Here is a 17,598-nt window from a genome sequence, read left to right on the forward strand (position 1 = left end):
GATGTTCTCAGAAGAGCAGGGTGTAGACCGAACCGATGATCACCTGGAAAAAACGTTCGAACATCCCTGTCATGACCAGGACAATGAGGATGATGAACCCGTAACGTTCCAGCTTCATGTAGCTGGCTGCCATGTGGGGGGGCAGCATCACGGCCAGGACCTTGCTCCCGTCCAGAGGGGGAATGGGAAACAGATTGAACGTTCCCAGAATGATGTTGACGATGGTACCGGCCGCGGCAATATTGATGACCGGAAAAATGACATAGGTGGCCACTGCCGGGGAAGAGGTCATGATGACCACGGCAAGGACCCGGTAGAGAAGATAAAATAGGGCCGCGAGCACAAAATTGGTGGCCGGACCGGCCAGGGAGACCAGAACGATATCCCTGCGCGGGTTCTTGTAATATCTGGGATTAATGGGCACGGGTTTGGCCCAGCCGATCATCCGGGTGAGCACGAAAACCAGGGTGCCCATGACGTCAAGATGCTTGAGGGGATTGAGGGTCAGCCGTCCGGCGTTCTTGGCCGTGGGATCTCCCAGAAGACAGGATACATAGCCATGGGCCACCTCATGACAGATGATGCCCAACAAAAGCGGGATCGCATAGATGGCGATCTGCTGTATGATATGCGCCAAAGATTCGTTAAACATGGACGTAGCGGCTATCATGGACCCGTTGGCCGGGCAAGGCTTTTATACCCCGGTCCACGGGGAGGTCAGCCCGTGGTCAATGCCCAGATGATCCAGAATGCGCCCGACAACCTGGTCCACCAGGTCGGCAATGGTTTGGGGGCGGGCATAAAATCCCGGGCAGGGGGGAATGATGGTTGCTCCGGCGTCCATGACCGTGAGCATGTTCTGCACATGGATGCGTGAAAAAGGGGTTTCCCGGGGAACCAGGATGAGGGGACGTTTTTCCTTGAGGCTCACGTCAGCGGCCCGGTGGATCAGATTGGAGGCAAGCCCGTGGGCAATGGCCCCCAAGGATGCCATGGAACACGGGCACACCACCATGCCGTTGTGGCGCCAGGATCCGCTGGCAGGGGGTGCGCCAATATCCTTTTCGTCCCAAACAGCCGTGGCGTACCGGGTAAGCAGGGCGAGGCCGTTTTTTGTCTCCGTTTCCAGAACAAGGCGGGCGGCCTGGGAAACAATGACATGGAGTTCCCGGAGGGAATCCGAGCCCATGACCTGGGCCAGCCTGAGGGCATAGGGCATGCCACTGGCTCCGGTAACAGCCAGAACATGACAACGAGGACGGGCGGATGATGGCATGAAAGTGTCTTGTTGGAGGTCTTGGAGGTCAACAGGTAGTGGTGGCCAGCCGTTCATGCAGGCAAAGGGCCGCTGTTTGGGGATGAATTCCTGAATCACATGGCCGGCACGGGAAAAGCAGGGGATACGCCCGATGTGCAATGCATACTCCCTGACAACGAGAAAAAAACGTCTACCCCCAAACTGATCACTTGACAACATGCAAAAGAAGGGACTAGAGAAATCCTCCTTTGTGGGCAATTAGCTCAGTTGGATAGAGCGCCAGCCTCCGGAGCTGGAGGCCGCAGGTTCGAATCCTGCATTGCCCACCACATATTTCCTTGCGATCTAGGCTGGTTAGTCAATAGATTGCCCAAAAAGGGCCGTTCATGCGAACGGCCCTTTTTGGTTTTATGGTTTACGAGTTTTCTTCAACTCCTGCGTGATACTTTACTAACGTATTAGACAATTATCTGAGCAAGCGCCCCTATCTGAATCATTGTCCCGACTTGAAGGGATTGCATTTAGTCACCATGATCTGAATCCATGCTCCTCGTCACAACCAGGAAAGCCTGCATCAGATCTGATGCAGGCTTTCCTGTAAGCAAAAGGGTTTGTTCTCCTTGGGGTCGCCAGTACAGTAACCGGTTGGCCCCTTGGAGATCATTCCCGGTCTTTCCTGGGGCATGCAGCCACGCACGGGCTCATTGCAGACTGTAGACTATGGTGATGATGATCTTTCCTGGTTTCTGCTGCGTAACACCGATCATACCTCCGGCCTCGTTATGGCTGAAAAAAACATTCCACCCCTTTGCATGGCTGGTCTCTATTTCCGTTTTCAGACCGTTGTTCAACAGTTCCCGTTTATAGAACGCCGTCACCTTGTCCATGGAATCATTGGTTTGCAGGATGACCTGGGATGAGACTTCAACAGACGTGGTCTGGACAATCTCGGATCCCGGGTATTGGGCTATTTTGCCTTCCATGATGGGAGGATAGTGCATGATGGCTTGGGCCGAAGCAGTCAAGACCATCATCAACAATGCAGCCACCAGGAGATGCAACGAAAGGTTCATGTACTTTCCTCCTTGGTAATGGGACCAAATCATGTGGCAGGAAATATATTGATCCTATGAAACGAATTGCACTGCTTGTCCATAAAAATCTGCTGCTTTGCAATAAAAAGGAGGAACTAGAAGGGGCAGGTGTTATCGGTTGGTCAGCCATACCCCGGTCAGGGTCAGGCTGCCCCCGCCAAGCAGGGCAAGGGAAACAGGCTCTTTGAGAATGGCAAACCCGAGCAGAACCGCAAAAACCGGCACCAGGTTGATGAAGATCCCGGCCCGGGACGGACCAATGGCCTTGATCCCCTGATAGTACCAGGTAAAGGCCAACCCCGTGGCAATGACCCCGAGAAAGAGGACATGTCCCCAGTCCCTGGGCAGAGCGTTGGCCATGTCGTGCACCAGACCGTGATACAGGGCAAAGGGGAGTAAAAGAATATCACCCAGGATGCATGACCAGGTAACGGCCTCAAGGGGATTGATGTGCCGCATGACCCGGTTGCCGGCCAGGGAATAGACGGTCCAGCTGGCCACGCATCCGAGAATGAACAGATCTCCCCTGGACAGGGGGGATTGCAGAAGTACCAGGGGATTCCCCTTGGCCAGAACAATGGCCACGCCGGTGAGGGAGAGAAGCGTGCCCGCGATCTTTTTCCGGGTCAGGGGTTCCTTGAAGATCAGGGCCGAGGCCACGCAGATGATTACCGGGATGCAGGCGATGATCAGGGCGGCCCGACCTGCGGCAACGGTTTGCAACCCGGAAAAGAAAAAGAAATTGTAGCAGAAGACTCCGCTGACCCCCAGCAGGAGCAGGCCGGGAAAGTGATCGCGGCTGCAGACGGGCAGCCGTCGGTTCATCCGGCAGGACCAAAGAAAGAGGAACACGGAGGCGGCCAGAAAACGGAGAAAGGCCGCTGAAAACGGCCCTATGTCCTGGGCCAGGATCCGTCCGGAAATCCAGGTCGCGCCCCAGATGGCCACCGATCCGATCAAAAGAAGATAAATGCGCATATGACAATGCCTGGCAGGTTGCAAAGTGAACAAGCGCAGCAAATTACGCCCTTGAAGGAGAGGAGTAAAGGGGAGAGATCAGTCCCAGGGGCCTGTTAGGGGATGCGTCAGGCGGACATAGTTCTGGAATATCGCGGTGATCTTTTCCATTGCACATGACTCGGTCCGGCTCAGCTCGTCCGTGCCCAGGGTCTGTCCCTGGTACCCGTTGGCAATGACCGTATGGGCGTGCTGCATCACGGCGCGCAGGTTTTTGATCCTTCCGGCCTGAAGATAGATGCTCATGTCATTGATGACTAGCAGATCAGGCCTTGGAGCTGCCAGAACGGCCGCAAACCAGGTTTCAATGCGCTTCTGGTTTTTTCGGGCCAGGGTCAGGACATGTTCTTGTGACAGGCCCATGAGCCGGGGCGGAAGGATGCCGTTTCGAAAGACCAGGTCCGGGATGGCGGACGAAAACGTGACAAACCCGCCAATGCCCTGTGAACCGGTGCGTTTTTGCAGGTTTACGGGAATGGTCGGGGCCATGTCCACAACAGTGAGCCGGGGCGTGTCCAGGTACGCCCATAGCATATCGGCCCAGCGTCCGGTCAGGGTGGTCTTGCCCGTGTTGACCTCGCCGGTGATGAGGGTTCGCCTGCCCATGAGCCTGGCCGGGGGCCAGTCCGGGATCATGACATGCCCCCGAGTTTGATCAGAATCCACCGGCCGGCCAGAAACAGGGTCAGCATCAGGCTGATCACCCCGAGCAGATTGACTGTCAAGCCGTTGGTGTGTTTGCCGGCCCAGGACGGGCTGTTCAGCAGGATCAGGTTCATGGCGATGATCAGCGGAGTGCCGCACAGGCCCATGGCCAGCATGACCACGAGCATGATCAGCCAGCCGCCCGGCAGCAGGGGACCGGCCAGGCTGACCAGACATCCGGCCAGAATGGCGAGATGGAACCGCTTGTCTTCCCGGCTGGCCTTCCAGCCAAAGGTGTCGGCCATAAAAAAACCGCCGGCCATGAAGGTTGGCGTGATGGTCGAAAGCACGGCCGCCAGCAGCCCTGCCAGAAAGACTGGACCTGCCAGGGGGCCGAGAACCGGGGTCAGGGCGTGAGCCAGATCAAAAACATTGTGGATGGCCATATGCCGGGGATGGAGCCAGGCCGCTCCGGTGATGAAAATGGCCGTACTGTACAGGCCAAAGGCCACGAACATGCCCAGAAAGGTATCCAGGGCAGCCAGAGGAAGATTGTTGGTCTGCCAACCCCGCTGGTTCACGGTGTAGGAGTGCATGGCAATGATGGTGATGTGCACGGCTCCGCCCATGATGGCGGCCATCATCAGGGCGGCCTGATCCTGATTCGGCAGGGAGGGCACAAGTCCGGCAAGCATGGCCATGGGATCCGGTCGGATGGTGATGGCCGTGATCATGAAGCAGAGAACCACCAGGGCCACAAGAACCTTGCTCACCCTTTCCAGTAATCCGTATCCGCCCCGCACAAGCAGAAAACCCAGCAGACTTGTCCAGAACAGTCCCCACCAGGGTGTGGACCATCCGGTGACCAGCCCGGTCACTCCCACCAGGGCCTTCATCAGGGCTGCTGCCGCCAGCCAGGTGGCAACCAGGGCGTCGATCATGAGAATCATGGCCCAGGTCCTTCCCCAGCGTTCCTCAACAATGCGGATGATCCCCTTGCCGGCAATGATCCCGGTCTTGGCAGCCATGTACTGGTTGACGCATGCCAGCAATCCGCTCAGGACCACGACCCACAACAGGGAATAGCCAAAGGTTCCTCCGGCCATGGCCACCGAGGCCATGGTTGCTGGTCCGGCTGCCACCGCGCTGATGACCCAGGCCGGGCCGAACCGGCTGATCAGGCCGGTGGAAGAAGAAACAGCCGCGTGTGCCTGTGATCCGTCCGTTGCGTTCATTGGTCATGCTCCGTGGTCATTGATCCCGGGGTGGCGCACGGCAGCCCAGCGTGCAGCCATGAAAAAAGCCGCCGTTTCACAAGGAAAGGGCAGCCACAGGGGAGGATACAGCAACGTTGTGCCGTCACGTGTGGGCACGGTGCCGCTATGATCTGCGCTTCCCTCCGCCGGCATTACCCGGATCAGGTTCAAAGGGTCGTCCGAAAACGGACTCTCAGTTACCAACTCCCCTAGCGAACGATCTGGATAGACGCGATGATGACCCCTTGTCAATGGACCCACAGCGGCAGACTACCCCTTGGTTGACGCGTGTGAAGGGGAAATTGTCCCAAGGGTTGTGTTCCAGATGGTGAACATGGAGGCAGTAAAGAGGTAGACCTGGATGGTGCTGATCCCAGATGAGGGCCCATTTTCCGCAAGGGTGGTCAGGGCTATGCGGGCGGCCTTGTGCGGGGGATACCCGTACACCCCGCAACTGTGATGGCGGAAAAGGCAATGGATTGCACCCCGTGCTCCCGGGCCAGATTCAGACTTTCCCGGTAGCAGGAAGCAAGCAAAAGGGGTTCCCGGTCGTTACCGCCATGCCAGATGGGACCCACCGTGTGGATGACATACCGGGCCGGAAGATTGAAACCCGGGGTGATCATGGCCTTGCCCGGGGGCAGGAGACCGTGAGCACGCACATGGGCCTGACCAGCAGCCAGAAGCTCGGGTCCGGCCGCCTGATGAATGGCTCCGTCGACCCCGCCCCCGCCGGCAAGGCGGGAATTGGCCGCATTGACAATGGCGTCCACCCGGGCCCGGGTGATATCGCCCTGGATGAGTTGGATATTCATGGTCACGAAAAGGGGTTTGTGCTGAACAGAAAAAAGGGGATCGAATCCCTGTCCAATCCCCTTTGGTATGCATCGGTTACAGCAACGTGGCAGCTTAATCAAAGGCCTTGTCCACGGTCCAGGCCTCCCAGACCTTGCCCACCAGATCGGGGCCGGGCTTGAGGGTGATCTTGCCGGGTTTCCAGCCCGATGGCGTGGCCTGGGTTCCCTTGCTCTCACGCACCAGCTGGAACGCATGGATCTGGCGCAGGGTCTCGTTCACGTTGCGGCCAACAGGAGGCGTGAGCACTTCCATGGCCTGTACAATACCGTCCGGATCAATGAGGAACCGGCCGCGGATATCCACGCCGCCGTCTTCGTCATAAACACCGTAGGCCTGACCCACTTTGCCCCCGGCATCGGAGAGCATGGGAAAGGGGACCTTGCCCTTGGTGATCATCTTGGAAAGTTCATGATCAACCCACATTTTGTGGACAAACATGCTGTCAACACTCATGGAAAGCACCTGAACCCCGAGCTTTTCAAATTCCGCATGTTTCTCGGCGACCGCCGAGACTTCCGTGGCTCAGACAAAGGTGAAATCACCCGGGTAAAAGCAGAGCACCACCCACTTGCCCAGATAGTCGGACAGCTTGACAGAGGTGAATTCCCCCTGAAAAAAGGCGGGTGAGCTGAAATCGGGAGCTTTTTTGCCGACAGTGACCATAGGGACATCTCCTTGTACGGTTGGTGATGGGGTTGGGGTGTTGTTTTCCACGGGGGCTTCTCCGACAAGGCCGCCCGTGGGGCGAGCGCAGTTTATGGACTTTTCTTCAGCCATATGCAGCCTCCTCATGGGTTGGGGTGAACAATTGAAATGATGGTGCAATATAGAGTATTCTGATACATTCCCGTGAGTATAATCAAATCTTCTTATGAACCGCAAGCTTTGGTCACAATAAATCGGTATATCGTTTCTGTCTTGACCACGCGCACCAGGCCAACGAAATGGTGCGGGCGGCACCACTCCAGGGCAGGGAAGAGATGACACTGGCTGCATTCATGCGCAGGCAGCAGGGGCAAGTCACCTGAAGGTTGCTTTTATTTCAATCATTTGATTTTACATGGAAAATACCAATTCGGCATGCTGAAAAGTTTGTCGGCGACAGAGGACAGCCTGCTTTGTCATAGGCTTTTTCCATGAACATCCAATTTGTGTATCAGTATAATCGATTGGATTTTTTACTACCCCGGTTCCATAGTTTTCAGGCGGATAAGCCGATCGGGATTGCCATGTCATGACAAGGATCTGGCAGGACAATACCTCCGCCCTCATGGCGTCCGATCAGATGATTGCCTTTACATGGTGACGTTGCACCGCCTGCCAGGAAACAGGGGCAGGCATGTTGTGCGCATCCCCAAGCCAACAAGGAGTTGATTTATGAGTTGTTGTACCCTTACATGTCAGGGATTGCCCTGTCCGCAGCCTGTTTTGCAATGCAAGCAGGCCATTGAAAAGGAACCCGGGGTGGAACTGGTCGTGTATGTTGACAATGATGCGGCCAAGGAAAATGTGACGCGGTTTGTGGGCACCAAAGGATATGAAGTCGTGTCCGCGGAAAAGGACGGAGCTGTCTGGAAGATTATGGCCCGCCCGGGTGCTGGCATGACCACGGGTGTTGCAACCGGCAGCCAGCATGTGGCCAAGGAGAAGACAGAGCAGGGGAACAGGACCCTGGTGTTTATTTCTTCCTCCTGCATGGGTTCGGGAGACGATGAGCTCGGCCACAAGCTCATGGGAAATTTCATCAGCGTTCTGCCCGAACTGGGTGATGATCTCTGGCGGATCATCCTTGTTAATGCCGGGGTGAAGCTGGCGGTTGAGGGGAGCCCGGTTCTTGCCAACCTCCAGGCATTGGAGGCACAGGGGGTTTCCATCCTGGTTTGCGGTACCTGTTTGGATTTTTTCGATCTTTTGCAACAAAAAAAGGTCGGAGAGACAACCAACATGCTTGATGTGGTCACCAGCATGCAGCTGGCCGACAAGGTGCTGAGCATCTGATCTCGTATCCTGCGTGGCTCAAGCCGTTGGGCGTGCATGCGTGCAGGGCATCAACCAAGGAAGGATTCAATGGAAAAGATAGAACTGGTCAAATCAGTGAAGGCGGCCGGCTGAGCGGCCAAGATTTCTCCAGGGGACCTGGAGGATGTTTTGGCTGATTGCCTGCACCAGGAGGATGACCGACTGCTGACCGGCCTTTCGGACAACGAGGATTCGGCCATTCTCAGGTTTCCTGCGGGCAAGGCCCTGGTGCAGACCGTGGATTTTTTTACGCCCATTGTGAACGATCCCTACCGGTTCGGCCAGATCGCTGCGGCCAATGCCCTGTCCGATGTCTATGCCATGGGCGGGGTTCCCTATGCGGCCATGAACATTGTCTGCTTTCCCATCAAGAAATATCCCAAGGAAATGCTCCGTGAAATCCTGCATGGCGGCATGGACAAAATCCGGGAAGCCGGGGCGGTTCTAGCAGGCGGGCACAGTGTTGAGGACGAGGAAACCAAATACGGGCTGGCCGTGTCCGGGATTGTTGATCCGGACCGGTTCGCGTCCAACAAGGGACTGCGCGTTGGCGATCAGCTTGTTTTGACCAAACCCATCGGGACCGGAGTGCTGGCAACGGGCATCAAGGCCGGATGGGACGGGGCCGATGGGTTTGAGGATCTTCTGTATACATGGGCGGGCATGCTCAACAAAGCAGGGGGCGAGGTCATCCGGGAATTGGGCCTCATCGGGGCAACCGACGTGACCGGGTTCGGGCTGGGAGGCCATCTGCTGGAAATGGCCAGGGCCTCCCGTGTGCGGGTTTCCCTTTCCCTGGCAGCCATCCCGTTCATTCCCGAGGCCGTGGAACTGGCCGGCATGGGCATGATCCCGGCGGGCAGCTTTGCCAACAGAAATTTTTGTTCATCCCTGGTGCAGGTCGCTTCGGGATGCGATCCCCTGCTGGTGGACCTCGTGTTTGACGCCCAGACCTCAGGAGGGCTTATTTTGAGCGTGCCCGAGGCCAAGGTGGATGCTGCCGTGAACATGCTGGAGGCTGGTGGCGCGCTGGCTGCACGCATCGGGCGGGTCACCTCGCCTGCTGAACACGGATGCAGGCTGGACATCACGCCCTGAGGTGTACGACTCTTTTTTTGAAAACAAACACCGGTGATCCACTGCTGTGCCGGTGATCAGTCCCCCACAAAATAAACCTTCGGCCTGTTCAGACCGAAGGTTTATTTTGTGGGCAAATAGTATAGGGTCGAATATTACTCGACCGTGACAACATTCTCGGCCTTTGTTCCGCGTTCACCTTCAATAATATCGAAACTTACCTTTTCACCTTCGCGAAGGGTCTTGAAACCTGGTTTCTGGATGGCAGAGTAGTGCACGAAAACGTCCTCACCGCCGTTCGCCTGTTCGATGAAACCAAATCCCTTCTTTTCATTGAACCACTTCACTGTTCCTTCATAACTCATGGAAACTCTTCCTCCTCAAATGATTGCAAGCCACACATTGGCAAAAAAACTTTTTTTTCTATGGGACATTTCTGTCAAGTATGCAAGGAGTTTTTTGCATTTTTCCACCACAAAAGATATTTTGCAACCAAAAGGAACGGAACTCTTGTCATCGCACCGTTTAAGCACTACCTGAAACATGCGGTTACTGTGCCGAGCAGCCGACCGGCCATCATGTGAAGAACCGTGTTCACCCCCATACCTTCAAGGAGCTTTGCCTCGTGCTGCAAGATCATTTTGGAAGAAAGGTTACCTATGTTCGCATGAGCATTACCGACCGGTGCAACCTGCGCTGTTTGTACTGCCGTTCGGTGCAGGACTGGGATTTCATCCCCCACGAGGGGATCATGAGATACGAGGAAATGGACTATCTCATCAATATATTGTGGCACGAGGGTGTACGCAAGGTCCGATTCACCGGAGGAGAACCCTTTGCCCGGCGGGATTTCATCCCCTTTCTGGAAAAACTGGCCGGGACCTATCCCGATCTGGCCATCCATGTGACCACCAACGGTACCCTGATCAAGAACAAGATTCACCTGCTCAGAAACCTGGGCCTTGCCGGACTGAACATCTCCCTGGACACCTTGCGCCGGGACCGGTTCAAGCAGATCACAGGACGTGATTTTTATGCGGATGTCCGCAAGACCATTGATGAGTCCCTCTCAGCTGGTCTGCGCACCAAGATCAACGTGGTTGCCCTGCGTGGGGTCAATGACGATGAACTGGAAGATTTCGTGACCTTTGCCCGGGAACACCCCCTGGATCTGCGGTTCATCGAATTCATGCCCATTGGTGGAACCTGCCCCTGGGACAAGGAGCATTACTGGTCGGCCAGGGACATTCGTGACGCCCTGAAAAAACTGACCCCACTGGTACCGGTACCCGGCCACGAGGCCACACAGGGGCCGGCCCGCATGTTCGCCCTGCCCGAAGGCCTGGGCAGAATCGGGATCATTTCGGCCATGAGTGACCATTTCTGTGAAGACTGCAACCGACTGCGCGTGACATCCGACGGCAGGATCAGACCCTGTCTCTTTTCCGACAAAGAATATCCCGTATTGCCCTTGCTGCGAAAAGATGAAAGAAACAAGGAGGAAATCGTCCGGTTTCTTCACGATGTGACCTTGAAGAAACCCATGGGCTACATGCTGTTGCAGGCTCTCGAAGCCCGGCAGGGCGTGCATGTCTGTTCGAGGATGATGTCCACCATCGGAGGTTGAGCCCCACCAGGTCGGGATTCTATTCAAGGAGGATTTGATGCTCACAAACGATACCCAAGAACTTGTTTTCCAGTCCGTCCGAAAGACCGCAACTGCCATTGAAGCTGAAAAGCCTGATCTGCACGATGTCCTGACCTCGTTTGTCGGATTGTTCGAGGCCTTTGAAACAATTGAGGCCCAATCGGCTCCCTGGGACATGAGCGGGCTGGAAATGGACAAAAATCAGTTTGTCCAGGGAAAAAGCCTGCTGGAAATGCTGCCGCTGACGGATTTTGCGTCCCGGGTCCCCCAGGTAAGCGAGGTCATGTTTCCGGTGCTGGCCAAGAGTTTCTCCACCCTTGGTCCTGTTGTGGACATCATGCAGGACAAGGAATTTGTTGCCAGTGAGGACGGATTGTATGCATCCATGTGTCATGTGCTGGAAGGGGACGAACAAGCCCTTGAGGCAACGGCCCGGGAAAAGGGGGTGACTCCCTATGGCTTTGCGTTCGTGCTTGCCCAACTTGTGGCCCCGCTGCTCCGCAGCCAGTCCAAGGCCCTGGCTGCGCATTTCGACCTGTCCGGGTGGACGCAGGGCTATTGTCCCGTGTGCGGATCCATGCCTTCGGTTGCCTATCTCGCGGGTGAAGGCGGCAAGCGCTGGCTGCACTGTTCAACATGTGGCCATGACTGGCGGTTCAGGCGTCAGATCTGCCCTGCCTGCGGGGACAACGCGGCCAAGGGCCTTGAGTATTTCTATGTGGACGACAGGCTGCACGAACGTGCCTATGTCTGCCATACCTGCAAGAAATATCTTCTGACCATTGATATTCGGGAAATGGCGGCCAAGCCCAACATGAACATTGCACCCATCGGCCTGATTCCCCTGGATATCAAGGCACAGCAGGAGGGATATGAACCCCTGACCGCCTTGCCCTGGAACAGTTTCGAGTAGGGGACAGAGGCGGCGAAAGCCTGCCGGGTTCCCTGTTTTTCATTGGAAAAAATGCCTGCACGAGCACGTGAAATTACTCATCCAGACCGTATGTCCAGGATGGCTGGCAGGCATACGACCGACAACAAGCAACAGGTTGTACGTATGATGAAAAAATGGTGTCTCATGGTGGTGATGCTCTGCCTGGTGCCCCTGACAGGGGCTGCCGAGGAGATAAGCGCACATATTCAGAAACAATATCAGGATCTTGAATCCTTTTCCTCTTCCTTTGTCCAACGATTGACCAATGCCGCGACCAAGGAGGTGGAGGTTCGTTCCGGCACGATCACCTTTGCCAAACCCAGGCGGATCAGGTGGGAAACCACGGAGCCGGAAAAGGAACTGCTGCTGGTGGGAAGGGATGTTGTCTGGGATTATTTTCCCGATGAAAACGTGGCCTACAAATATGCGGTGGAGCAGGTTCTGCAGTCCAAGACCATGCTGCGCTTCATTTCGGGAGAGGCCAATCTGCAAGAAGATTTCGTCATTGAAAATCAAGGGGATGATGCCGGGCTGATCAAGCTCAAGCTGATTCCCAGGGAGCCGGAGACCAATCTGGTGCTGGCCTACATCTGGGTTCAGCCGACAACAAACATGCTCGGCAAGGTGCTTGTCGTGGACTTCTTTGGCAACGGCAATGAGCTGGAGTTGAGCAATATGGTCATGAACAAAGCGCTTGATCCCGCGATTTTCACCTTTACGCCCCCCAAAGGGGTCGATGTGGAGGATGCCTCCTCTTCGTAAAAGGGTGATCATCTCCTGCAGGATGTCGTCTTCAAGGGATACCTCTAGTCTTTGACAGGGGTATCCCTTTTTTGCTGCACGCTTTTTTTGAGCTGTCGGACTTCCTCCGGGGTGAGTTCCCTGAAAGCGCCGGGTTTGAGATCGCCCAGGTGAAGGGGGCCCTGACTGGTTCGTTTGAGCTTGAGCACCTTGAAGCCGAGATCCCTGCACATGCGCCGGATTTGTCTGTTGACCCCCTGACGCAGGACCATGGACAGGGTGGTCCTGTTGCCGCGGGTGCCAAGGATGGTCACGTCCACCGGCCTGAGACGTTCTCCCTCGGCCAGGGTCATGCCCTGTCGCATGACATGGAGCATGCCCCGGGTGGGCATGCCCAGGATTTCCACCTCATAGGTCTTGGGATGGTTGTAGCTGGGATGGGTCATCTTCTGGGTCAGATCCCCGTCCGTGGTCAGGAGCAAAAGGCCTTCGGAATAATAATCCAGCCTGCCCACCGGAAAAACACGCTTCTTTCTGAAAAAGGGGGGGAGCAGGTCGATCACTGTGGGCCGCCCTGCGGGATCCCTGAGGGTAGTCACCGTGCGGATGGGTTTGTGCAAAAGAAGATAGACCGGGCGGCTTGTCTGTCCGGCAGGGGACACAGGCTTGCCGTCAACACAGATGGTATCCCTGGATGGATCGACCTGTAGACCCGGCGAGGTGATCGTACGCCCGTTGACCTTGACCCGTCCTTGGGCAAGGAGCTCGTCAGCCTTGCGCCGGGAGCACACTCCTGCTTGGGCAATGGCCTTGTTGATCCGGACGGAAGGCCCCTGCGGGGATGGTGGTGAAGATTGTCTGTTGCGCGAATGGTTCATGGTCATGATGTGGTTGGTCGGCCCAGAATGTGCGCAATCTTCTTGCCCACCTCTTCGAGACTGTATGGTTTGGCCAGAATATCGATAAACCCGTAGGATTCGTAATCGGCCATAATCGGATCCTGGGAATAACCGCTGGAAACAATGACTTTGGCATCGGGATCAAGGTCTAGCACCTTACCCACGGTCTCCTTGCCGCCCATGCCGCCGGGAATGGTCAGATCCATAATCACTAAATCAATACGTTTTCCCGATGCGAGATGCTGCCTGTAGATTTCGATGGTTGCAGCACCATCGGGTGTCGTGATCACTTCATATCCCAAAAAACCGAGAGTTTCCTCCATGACTTCCCGAATGGAGGCATCATCATCCATGAGGAGAATCGTACCGCGCCCCTCACCGATCTGGAGCGGCGTGCGGGGGATTGATGTACAGATTTCGGTGTCGATGGCCGGGAGGAAAATGGAAAACGTAGTGCCCTGGCCCGGATTAGAGGTCACTCCGATATGACCGTGATGGTTTTTGATGATGGAGTAACTTGTGGCCAACCCGAGGCCGCTGCCGGTTTTTTTGGTCGTGAAATAAGGATCAAATATTTTTTCAAGGTTTTCCAAAGCAATACCAGGGCCGTTATCTGCGAGCATGATCTTGATGTACTTGCCGGGCCGTAGGGGAAGTGTCGAGCGGTTGCCAACCATGACGTTATGGGCCGTAATGGTAAGCGTACCTCCCTTGGGCATGGCCTGACAGGCATTGATGGCAATATTTTCCAAAACCTGGGCGATCTGGCCCGTATCGATTTCCGCGTTCCAGATATCCGGGGCGATGGAAATGGATGTTTTGATGTTCGAACCGTGTAAAGCAAAGGTGACCGAGTCAGTAATGAGATCCTTGATACCAGTGAGCTCCACAATGGGCGCTCCCCCCTTGGAAAAGGTAAGCAGCTGTTGAGTCAGCTGCTGGGCCCTTAAAGCCGCCTTGTGCGCCTTGTTGAGATACTCATAGGGAATAGTGTCAAGGATGGGATGTTTCATGGCCAGCAGGATGTAATTGAGCACGGCTGTGAGAATATTGTTGAAATCATGCGCTATACCTCCGGCCAGAATGCCAATGGATTCGAGTTTTTCCGTTTTGAGGCGTTCCTTTTCCTGGCGTTTGACATCGGTAATATCGCGCATGATGAGCACCTGCCCCTTAATATTGCTCTGTTTGTCATACAAAGGCAAGACGCGCAGGGCGATCTCTAGAACACGACCGTCATGGGTGGTGAACAGGGCGTTTTGTTCCGTTTCCAAACGTTTGAGCATCATCCGGTCTTGGGAATCACGATTCAGGTACAGGGGATGATGGCCGTTGATCATCACATTGAAATGAGTGCAAAATTGGGTATGGACAACCTTTTTGGCGGACCATCCTCCAAGCTGTTCCATGGCGTGATTGATGAAAAGAATCTTGCCCTGATTATCCAGGGTGATCACGCCGTCGGCAATGCTACGCAATGTTGTCCCGAACAGTTCCTTTTCCACCTGCAAGGCGTCTTCGGCTGCCTTGCGGGTTTGCACCTCTTTCCTGAGCAGGGCGTTGGAGGCTTCGAGCTTGTGAGTTCTGCGTTTGATACGAGCCTCAAGTTCGTTGTTTAATGTCTCCAGTTCGGTCTGGGCCTGTTTGCGCGCGGTGATATCCCGAATAACCAGAATACATTGAACACCGCATTTAAGGGTTATGGAGCGCAAGGAAAATTCAAGCCATATGGCCGTGCCATCTTGGGTATGGGTGGCCAGTTCGCTTTGAACAACGCCCTTGCGCAGGGTTTCGGGGGTAAAGACCATGGATCGGAGTTGGGACGTATAGTCGAGAATGCCCTGCTGCTCCAGATGATGCATGGCCTCGGGATCCAGCAGCTCCGTCAGGGAGTGTATGTCCATATTATTGGCTTCCAAACCAAAGATATTCTGGATGGCCGGGTTGAAACTGAGAATTTCGCCCTTTTCATTGGTCACCAGAAGGCCGTCGGCCATATTGTCCACCAAGGTGGACAGATACAGGTTGGTATCCTGAAGCTCTGATGTGGCGTTCTGGATCTTTGCCTCAAGACCCTGGATCAGGCCGTTGATGCGTTGGGCCATGCCCTGCATGGTCCGGGCGAGCAATCCCAGCTCATCGTTGGAGGCAATGGGAACCATGGCGTCAAAATGGTGGTTGGCCAGTTGATTGGCATATTCCGTCAGGGTGGTCAGGGGGTGGGAAATCCGCCGGATGAGAAAGAAGGCGATGATCACGCAGATGAGAAGAACAACAAACAAAATGGCCTGCATCTTGACGATGGCGTCAAAGATGTAGGTGTTGATCATGCTCATGTCCATGCCGATGTGAACGTATCCGGCTTCGCCCATGAGAATGGGTGAACAGACATCAATATAGGATGGAGTCTGGAGCAAACGGGTTTCCACGAGCCCGGTACGGGGATCCACCGAGGGCGTATTGGCCTCAACGATCTCCAGAATGTCTTCGGGAATATCCGGCGAAAAGGTGTGGGCGATTATCTCGCCTTGAGCTGTTTTGACAAGGGCATAGGCCACCCCCTTGATGGAGAGATACTGATCAATGATGGACTGGTCGGTTGCCGCATCGTTCTTGAGAAAGACTTCCGGCAGGGAGGTAGTGATGCTGTTGCCGATGGCAATGGCCTTGGATTCGTACTCGCTGGTGAGATGATCGTACAGAATCCAGCCGGCAACAATGGAGCAGGCCGCGGCAATGATCCCGAAGGCAAAGACCATGATGATCAGGGTTCTTTGAAAGAGTTTGGATTTGACGGTCGATATCATGGCTCGGTGACCTGAAATGTTTGGGCATCCACCGGGAACATGGTTGCGTTGGAAAACGCGATGAAATGCACGGCATTGGAGATTTGACTGTGCCCGGGTTCAATACGCAGGGGATGGCCAATGCCGATATCCTCGCCGTCCAGGGCCGCAAAGGCCCGGGGCAGATCCTTGGGGTCGGGAAAGGAGCCCATGGTTTCCAGCATGCGCACCAGGAGCTTGGCGTTCAGGAATCCCTCGAAACTGATGGGCCCGGACTGCATGTAATGGTTGATGGGCATTTTGCAACCGGGTCGGGAGGGAATATCGTGACTGGCGGCAATTAGGGTCATGTATTCCCGGCTGGCAGGTAGGTCGGGATCGGCAAAAAAGGGAACAACCTGGGAGTTGATCAGGTTGGCAAAATAATTGGTGCCCTGTGGTGAACGCAGGGGCGCTAGCAGGTTGATGAGGGTATTGGGGTCCACAAAGGAAATATTGGCAATGGGGACGTTCATGCCCGTGTCACGGGCATCCCTGATGAATCCGGCAGCCGCCTCGGATGCGGCAATGGAAATGATCACCTCGGGGCTGGTGGCGGCCAGGGCCGTGACCTGGGGCTCAAAAGAATCCTCAAAGGCCTGCCCTCGTCGATAGGACGCCTGCCCCACAAATGTGAGATCGTGGTGGGCCAGGGCGTTTTTCATGCTTTGCCAGCCTGAACGCCCATAGGCGTCGGCTTGATAGAGGATGGCAAAACGCGAGTACCCGCGTTGTCTGAACAAATCGGTCAGGGCCTTTACTTCGGCCTGATAGGACGTTCTGAAATCAAAGACCAGATGTTCGTAGGGAGGTTTTCGTTGTGGTTGGGCGCCGGTAAAGGGAAAGAGAAGGTACAGGGGGCGGGAGACGTACTTGCTCAGCAGGGGTAACATGCGGGTCACTGTGGGTGTGCCCACGTAATTGAACAGGCAGAATACATCGTCAAAATCCACAAAACGGATGGTGTTGGCAATGGTTGGTTCGGGATTGTAGCCATCATCCAGGGTCAGCAGGACAATGGTGTTGCCGTGCACACCTCCCTGTTGATTGACATGGTGCAAATAGGTCATGGCCCCCTGGTAGAGCTTGCATCCGAGGTCGCGGCTCGGTCCGGTAAACGCGGCCGACATGCCGAGGAAGATTTCCCGGGATCCAGCCGTGGAAGGTCCGCCAAGCAGGATAAAAAGTAAAAAGGCCAGGACCAAAGACCCTGGATGGAACACCCTATTGTGGACAGGAGATGTATGACGTTGCATAAGGGTTTAAGGGGTTGAGCAAACAGGGAGTCGTGACCGTTGTCAGACCGATGCAAATCGATTTTCGTACA

At 55.4% G+C, this 17,598-nt stretch carries 17 protein-coding genes, 1 tRNA gene and 1 riboswitch; of the genes, 6 read left to right on the forward strand and 12 right to left on the reverse strand.

The features are described from left to right. Nucleotides 1-7 precede the first annotated feature (7 nt). The gene (locus tag DPF_RS09565) at nt 8-670 is read right to left on the reverse strand and encodes a site-2 protease family protein (RefSeq protein WP_231702164.1); all 663 of its coding nucleotides are present in this window, start codon (nt 668-670) and stop codon (nt 8-10) included. A gap of 24 nt (nt 671-694) precedes the next feature. Then, nucleotides 695-1,276 (reverse strand): UbiX family flavin prenyltransferase, encoded by a 582-nt coding sequence (locus tag DPF_RS09570; RefSeq protein WP_069859773.1) that lies wholly within the window; start codon nt 1,274-1,276, stop codon nt 695-697. A 234-nt stretch (nt 1,277-1,510) separates the two neighbouring features. On the opposite strand from DPF_RS09570, the gene DPF_RS09575 reads away from it, so the two are divergent. Further along, nucleotides 1,511-1,587, forward strand: a tRNA-Arg gene (locus tag DPF_RS09575). A 372-nt stretch (nt 1,588-1,959) separates the two neighbouring features. Here the strand turns inward: DPF_RS09575 and DPF_RS09580 are convergent. From DPF_RS09580 to prxU, 6 genes are all read right to left on the reverse strand, one after another. Further along, nucleotides 1,960-2,331 (reverse strand): hypothetical protein, encoded by a 372-nt coding sequence (locus DPF_RS09580; RefSeq protein ID WP_069859463.1) that lies wholly within the window; start codon nt 2,329-2,331, stop codon nt 1,960-1,962. Between the two features lie 132 nt (nt 2,332-2,463). Further along, nucleotides 2,464-3,330 carry a DMT family transporter gene (locus DPF_RS09585; RefSeq protein ID WP_069859464.1) on the reverse strand — a complete coding sequence of 289 codons (867 nt, stop codon included), beginning with the start codon at nt 3,328-3,330 and terminating at the stop codon, nt 2,464-2,466. Between the two features lie 78 nt (nt 3,331-3,408). Continuing rightward, nucleotides 3,409-4,005 (reverse strand): hypothetical protein, encoded by a 597-nt coding sequence (locus DPF_RS09590; protein ID WP_069859465.1) that lies wholly within the window; start codon nt 4,003-4,005, stop codon nt 3,409-3,411. After that, a complete protein-coding gene (locus DPF_RS09595) occupies nt 4,002-5,249 on the reverse strand; it encodes an Nramp family divalent metal transporter (protein WP_069859466.1) in 1,248 nt (415 codons plus the stop codon). The genes DPF_RS09590 and DPF_RS09595 overlap by 4 nt, the downstream gene beginning before the upstream one ends. Nucleotides 5,250-5,391: 142 nt before the next feature. Further along, nucleotides 5,392-5,491, reverse strand: a riboswitch (TPP riboswitch). Nucleotides 5,492-5,680: 189 nt separating this feature from the next. Continuing rightward, nucleotides 5,681-6,085 (reverse strand): macro domain-containing protein, encoded by a 405-nt coding sequence (locus DPF_RS09600; RefSeq protein ID WP_369689594.1) that lies wholly within the window; start codon nt 6,083-6,085, stop codon nt 5,681-5,683. Nucleotides 6,086-6,179: 94 nt separating this feature from the next. Further along, a complete protein-coding gene (gene prxU / locus DPF_RS13765; RefSeq protein WP_083254619.1) occupies nt 6,180-6,905 on the reverse strand; it encodes a thioredoxin-dependent peroxiredoxin in 726 nt (241 codons plus the stop codon). Nucleotides 6,906-7,505: 600 nt separating this feature from the next. On the opposite strand from prxU, the gene yedF reads away from it, so the two are divergent. Together yedF and selD are read left to right on the forward strand one after the other, a co-directional pair. Further along, nucleotides 7,506-8,126 carry a sulfurtransferase-like selenium metabolism protein YedF gene (gene yedF, locus DPF_RS09615; RefSeq protein WP_069859469.1) on the forward strand — a complete coding sequence of 207 codons (621 nt, stop codon included), beginning with the start codon at nt 7,506-7,508 and terminating at the stop codon, nt 8,124-8,126. Nucleotides 8,127-8,195: 69 nt separating this feature from the next. Continuing rightward, complete coding sequence (gene selD, locus DPF_RS09620; RefSeq protein ID WP_083254620.1) at nt 8,196-9,245, forward strand: selenide, water dikinase SelD; 1,050 nt, start codon at nt 8,196-8,198, stop codon at nt 9,243-9,245. A 134-nt stretch (nt 9,246-9,379) separates the two neighbouring features. Here the strand turns inward: selD and DPF_RS09625 are convergent, their stop codons facing one another. Further along, nucleotides 9,380-9,589 (reverse strand): cold-shock protein, encoded by a 210-nt coding sequence (locus DPF_RS09625; protein ID WP_069859471.1) that lies wholly within the window; start codon nt 9,587-9,589, stop codon nt 9,380-9,382. 260 nt (nt 9,590-9,849) lie between these two features. Between DPF_RS09625 and moaA the strand changes: the two genes are divergently transcribed. From moaA to lolA, 3 genes are all read left to right on the forward strand, one after another. Then, nucleotides 9,850-10,851, forward strand: a complete 1,002-nt coding sequence (moaA, locus tag DPF_RS09630) for a GTP 3',8-cyclase MoaA (RefSeq protein WP_069859472.1) — start codon at nt 9,850-9,852, stop codon at nt 10,849-10,851. Nucleotides 10,852-10,888: 37 nt separating this feature from the next. After that, nucleotides 10,889-11,785, forward strand: coding sequence for a formate dehydrogenase accessory protein FdhE (locus tag DPF_RS09635; protein WP_069859473.1), 897 nt, complete (start codon nt 10,889-10,891; stop codon nt 11,783-11,785). Between the two features lie 144 nt (nt 11,786-11,929). Further along, entirely contained in the window at nt 11,930-12,568 is a 639-nt protein-coding gene (gene lolA, locus DPF_RS09640; RefSeq protein WP_069859774.1) for an outer membrane lipoprotein periplasmic chaperone LolA, read from the forward strand. 44 nt (nt 12,569-12,612) lie between these two features. Here the strand turns inward: lolA and DPF_RS09645 are convergent, their stop codons facing one another. Genes DPF_RS09645 through DPF_RS09655 form a run of 3 tightly spaced genes read right to left on the reverse strand, consistent with a single transcriptional unit; the run spans nt 12,613 to nt 17,527 of the window. Continuing rightward, a complete protein-coding gene (locus tag DPF_RS09645) occupies nt 12,613-13,431 on the reverse strand; it encodes a pseudouridine synthase (protein ID WP_231702165.1) in 819 nt (272 codons plus the stop codon). Then, the gene (locus tag DPF_RS09650; protein WP_069859474.1) at nt 13,428-16,253 is read right to left on the reverse strand and encodes a hybrid sensor histidine kinase/response regulator; all 2,826 of its coding nucleotides are present in this window, start codon (nt 16,251-16,253) and stop codon (nt 13,428-13,430) included. The genes DPF_RS09645 and DPF_RS09650 overlap by 4 nt, the downstream gene beginning before the upstream one ends. Further along, a complete protein-coding gene (locus DPF_RS09655; protein ID WP_069859475.1) occupies nt 16,250-17,527 on the reverse strand; it encodes an ABC transporter substrate-binding protein in 1,278 nt (425 codons plus the stop codon). Before DPF_RS09655 ends, DPF_RS09650 begins: the two co-directional genes overlap by 4 nt. Between the last annotated feature and the right edge of the window lie 71 nt (nt 17,528-17,598).

This window comes from Desulfoplanes formicivorans (genome assembly GCF_001748225.1).
GTDB lineage: Bacteria > Desulfobacterota > Desulfovibrionia > Desulfovibrionales > Desulfomicrobiaceae > Desulfoplanes > Desulfoplanes formicivorans.

Excerpts from the sequence above, each read along its gene's own strand:
- DPF_RS09565 (WP_231702164.1), bottom strand. The coding sequence starts at position 670 with ATGATAGCCGCTACGTCCATGTTTAACGAATCTTTGGCGCATATCATA.
- DPF_RS09570 (WP_069859773.1), bottom strand. The coding sequence starts at position 1,276 with ATGCCATCATCCGCCCGTCCTCGTTGTCATGTTCTGGCTGTTACCGGA.
- DPF_RS09580 (WP_069859463.1), bottom strand. The coding sequence starts at position 2,331 with ATGAACCTTTCGTTGCATCTCCTGGTGGCTGCATTGTTGATGATGGTC.
- DPF_RS09585 (WP_069859464.1), bottom strand. The coding sequence starts at position 3,330 with ATGCGCATTTATCTTCTTTTGATCGGATCGGTGGCCATCTGGGGCGCG.
- DPF_RS09590 (WP_069859465.1), bottom strand. The coding sequence starts at position 4,005 with ATGATCCCGGACTGGCCCCCGGCCAGGCTCATGGGCAGGCGAACCCTC.
- DPF_RS09595 (WP_069859466.1), bottom strand. The coding sequence starts at position 5,249 with ATGAACGCAACGGACGGATCACAGGCACACGCGGCTGTTTCTTCTTCC.
- DPF_RS09600 (WP_369689594.1), bottom strand. The coding sequence starts at position 6,085 with ATGAATATCCAACTCATCCAGGGCGATATCACCCGGGCCCGGGTGGAC.
- yedF (WP_069859469.1), top strand. The coding sequence starts at position 7,506 with ATGAGTTGTTGTACCCTTACATGTCAGGGATTGCCCTGTCCGCAGCCT.
- DPF_RS09625 (WP_069859471.1), bottom strand. The coding sequence starts at position 9,589 with ATGAGTTATGAAGGAACAGTGAAGTGGTTCAATGAAAAGAAGGGATTT.
- DPF_RS09635 (WP_069859473.1), top strand. The coding sequence starts at position 10,889 with ATGCTCACAAACGATACCCAAGAACTTGTTTTCCAGTCCGTCCGAAAG.
- lolA (WP_069859774.1), top strand. The coding sequence starts at position 11,930 with ATGATGAAAAAATGGTGTCTCATGGTGGTGATGCTCTGCCTGGTGCCC.
- DPF_RS09645 (WP_231702165.1), bottom strand. The coding sequence starts at position 13,431 with ATGACCATGAACCATTCGCGCAACAGACAATCTTCACCACCATCCCCG.
- DPF_RS09650 (WP_069859474.1), bottom strand. The coding sequence starts at position 16,253 with ATGATATCGACCGTCAAATCCAAACTCTTTCAAAGAACCCTGATCATC.
- DPF_RS09655 (WP_069859475.1), bottom strand. The coding sequence starts at position 17,527 with ATGCAACGTCATACATCTCCTGTCCACAATAGGGTGTTCCATCCAGGG.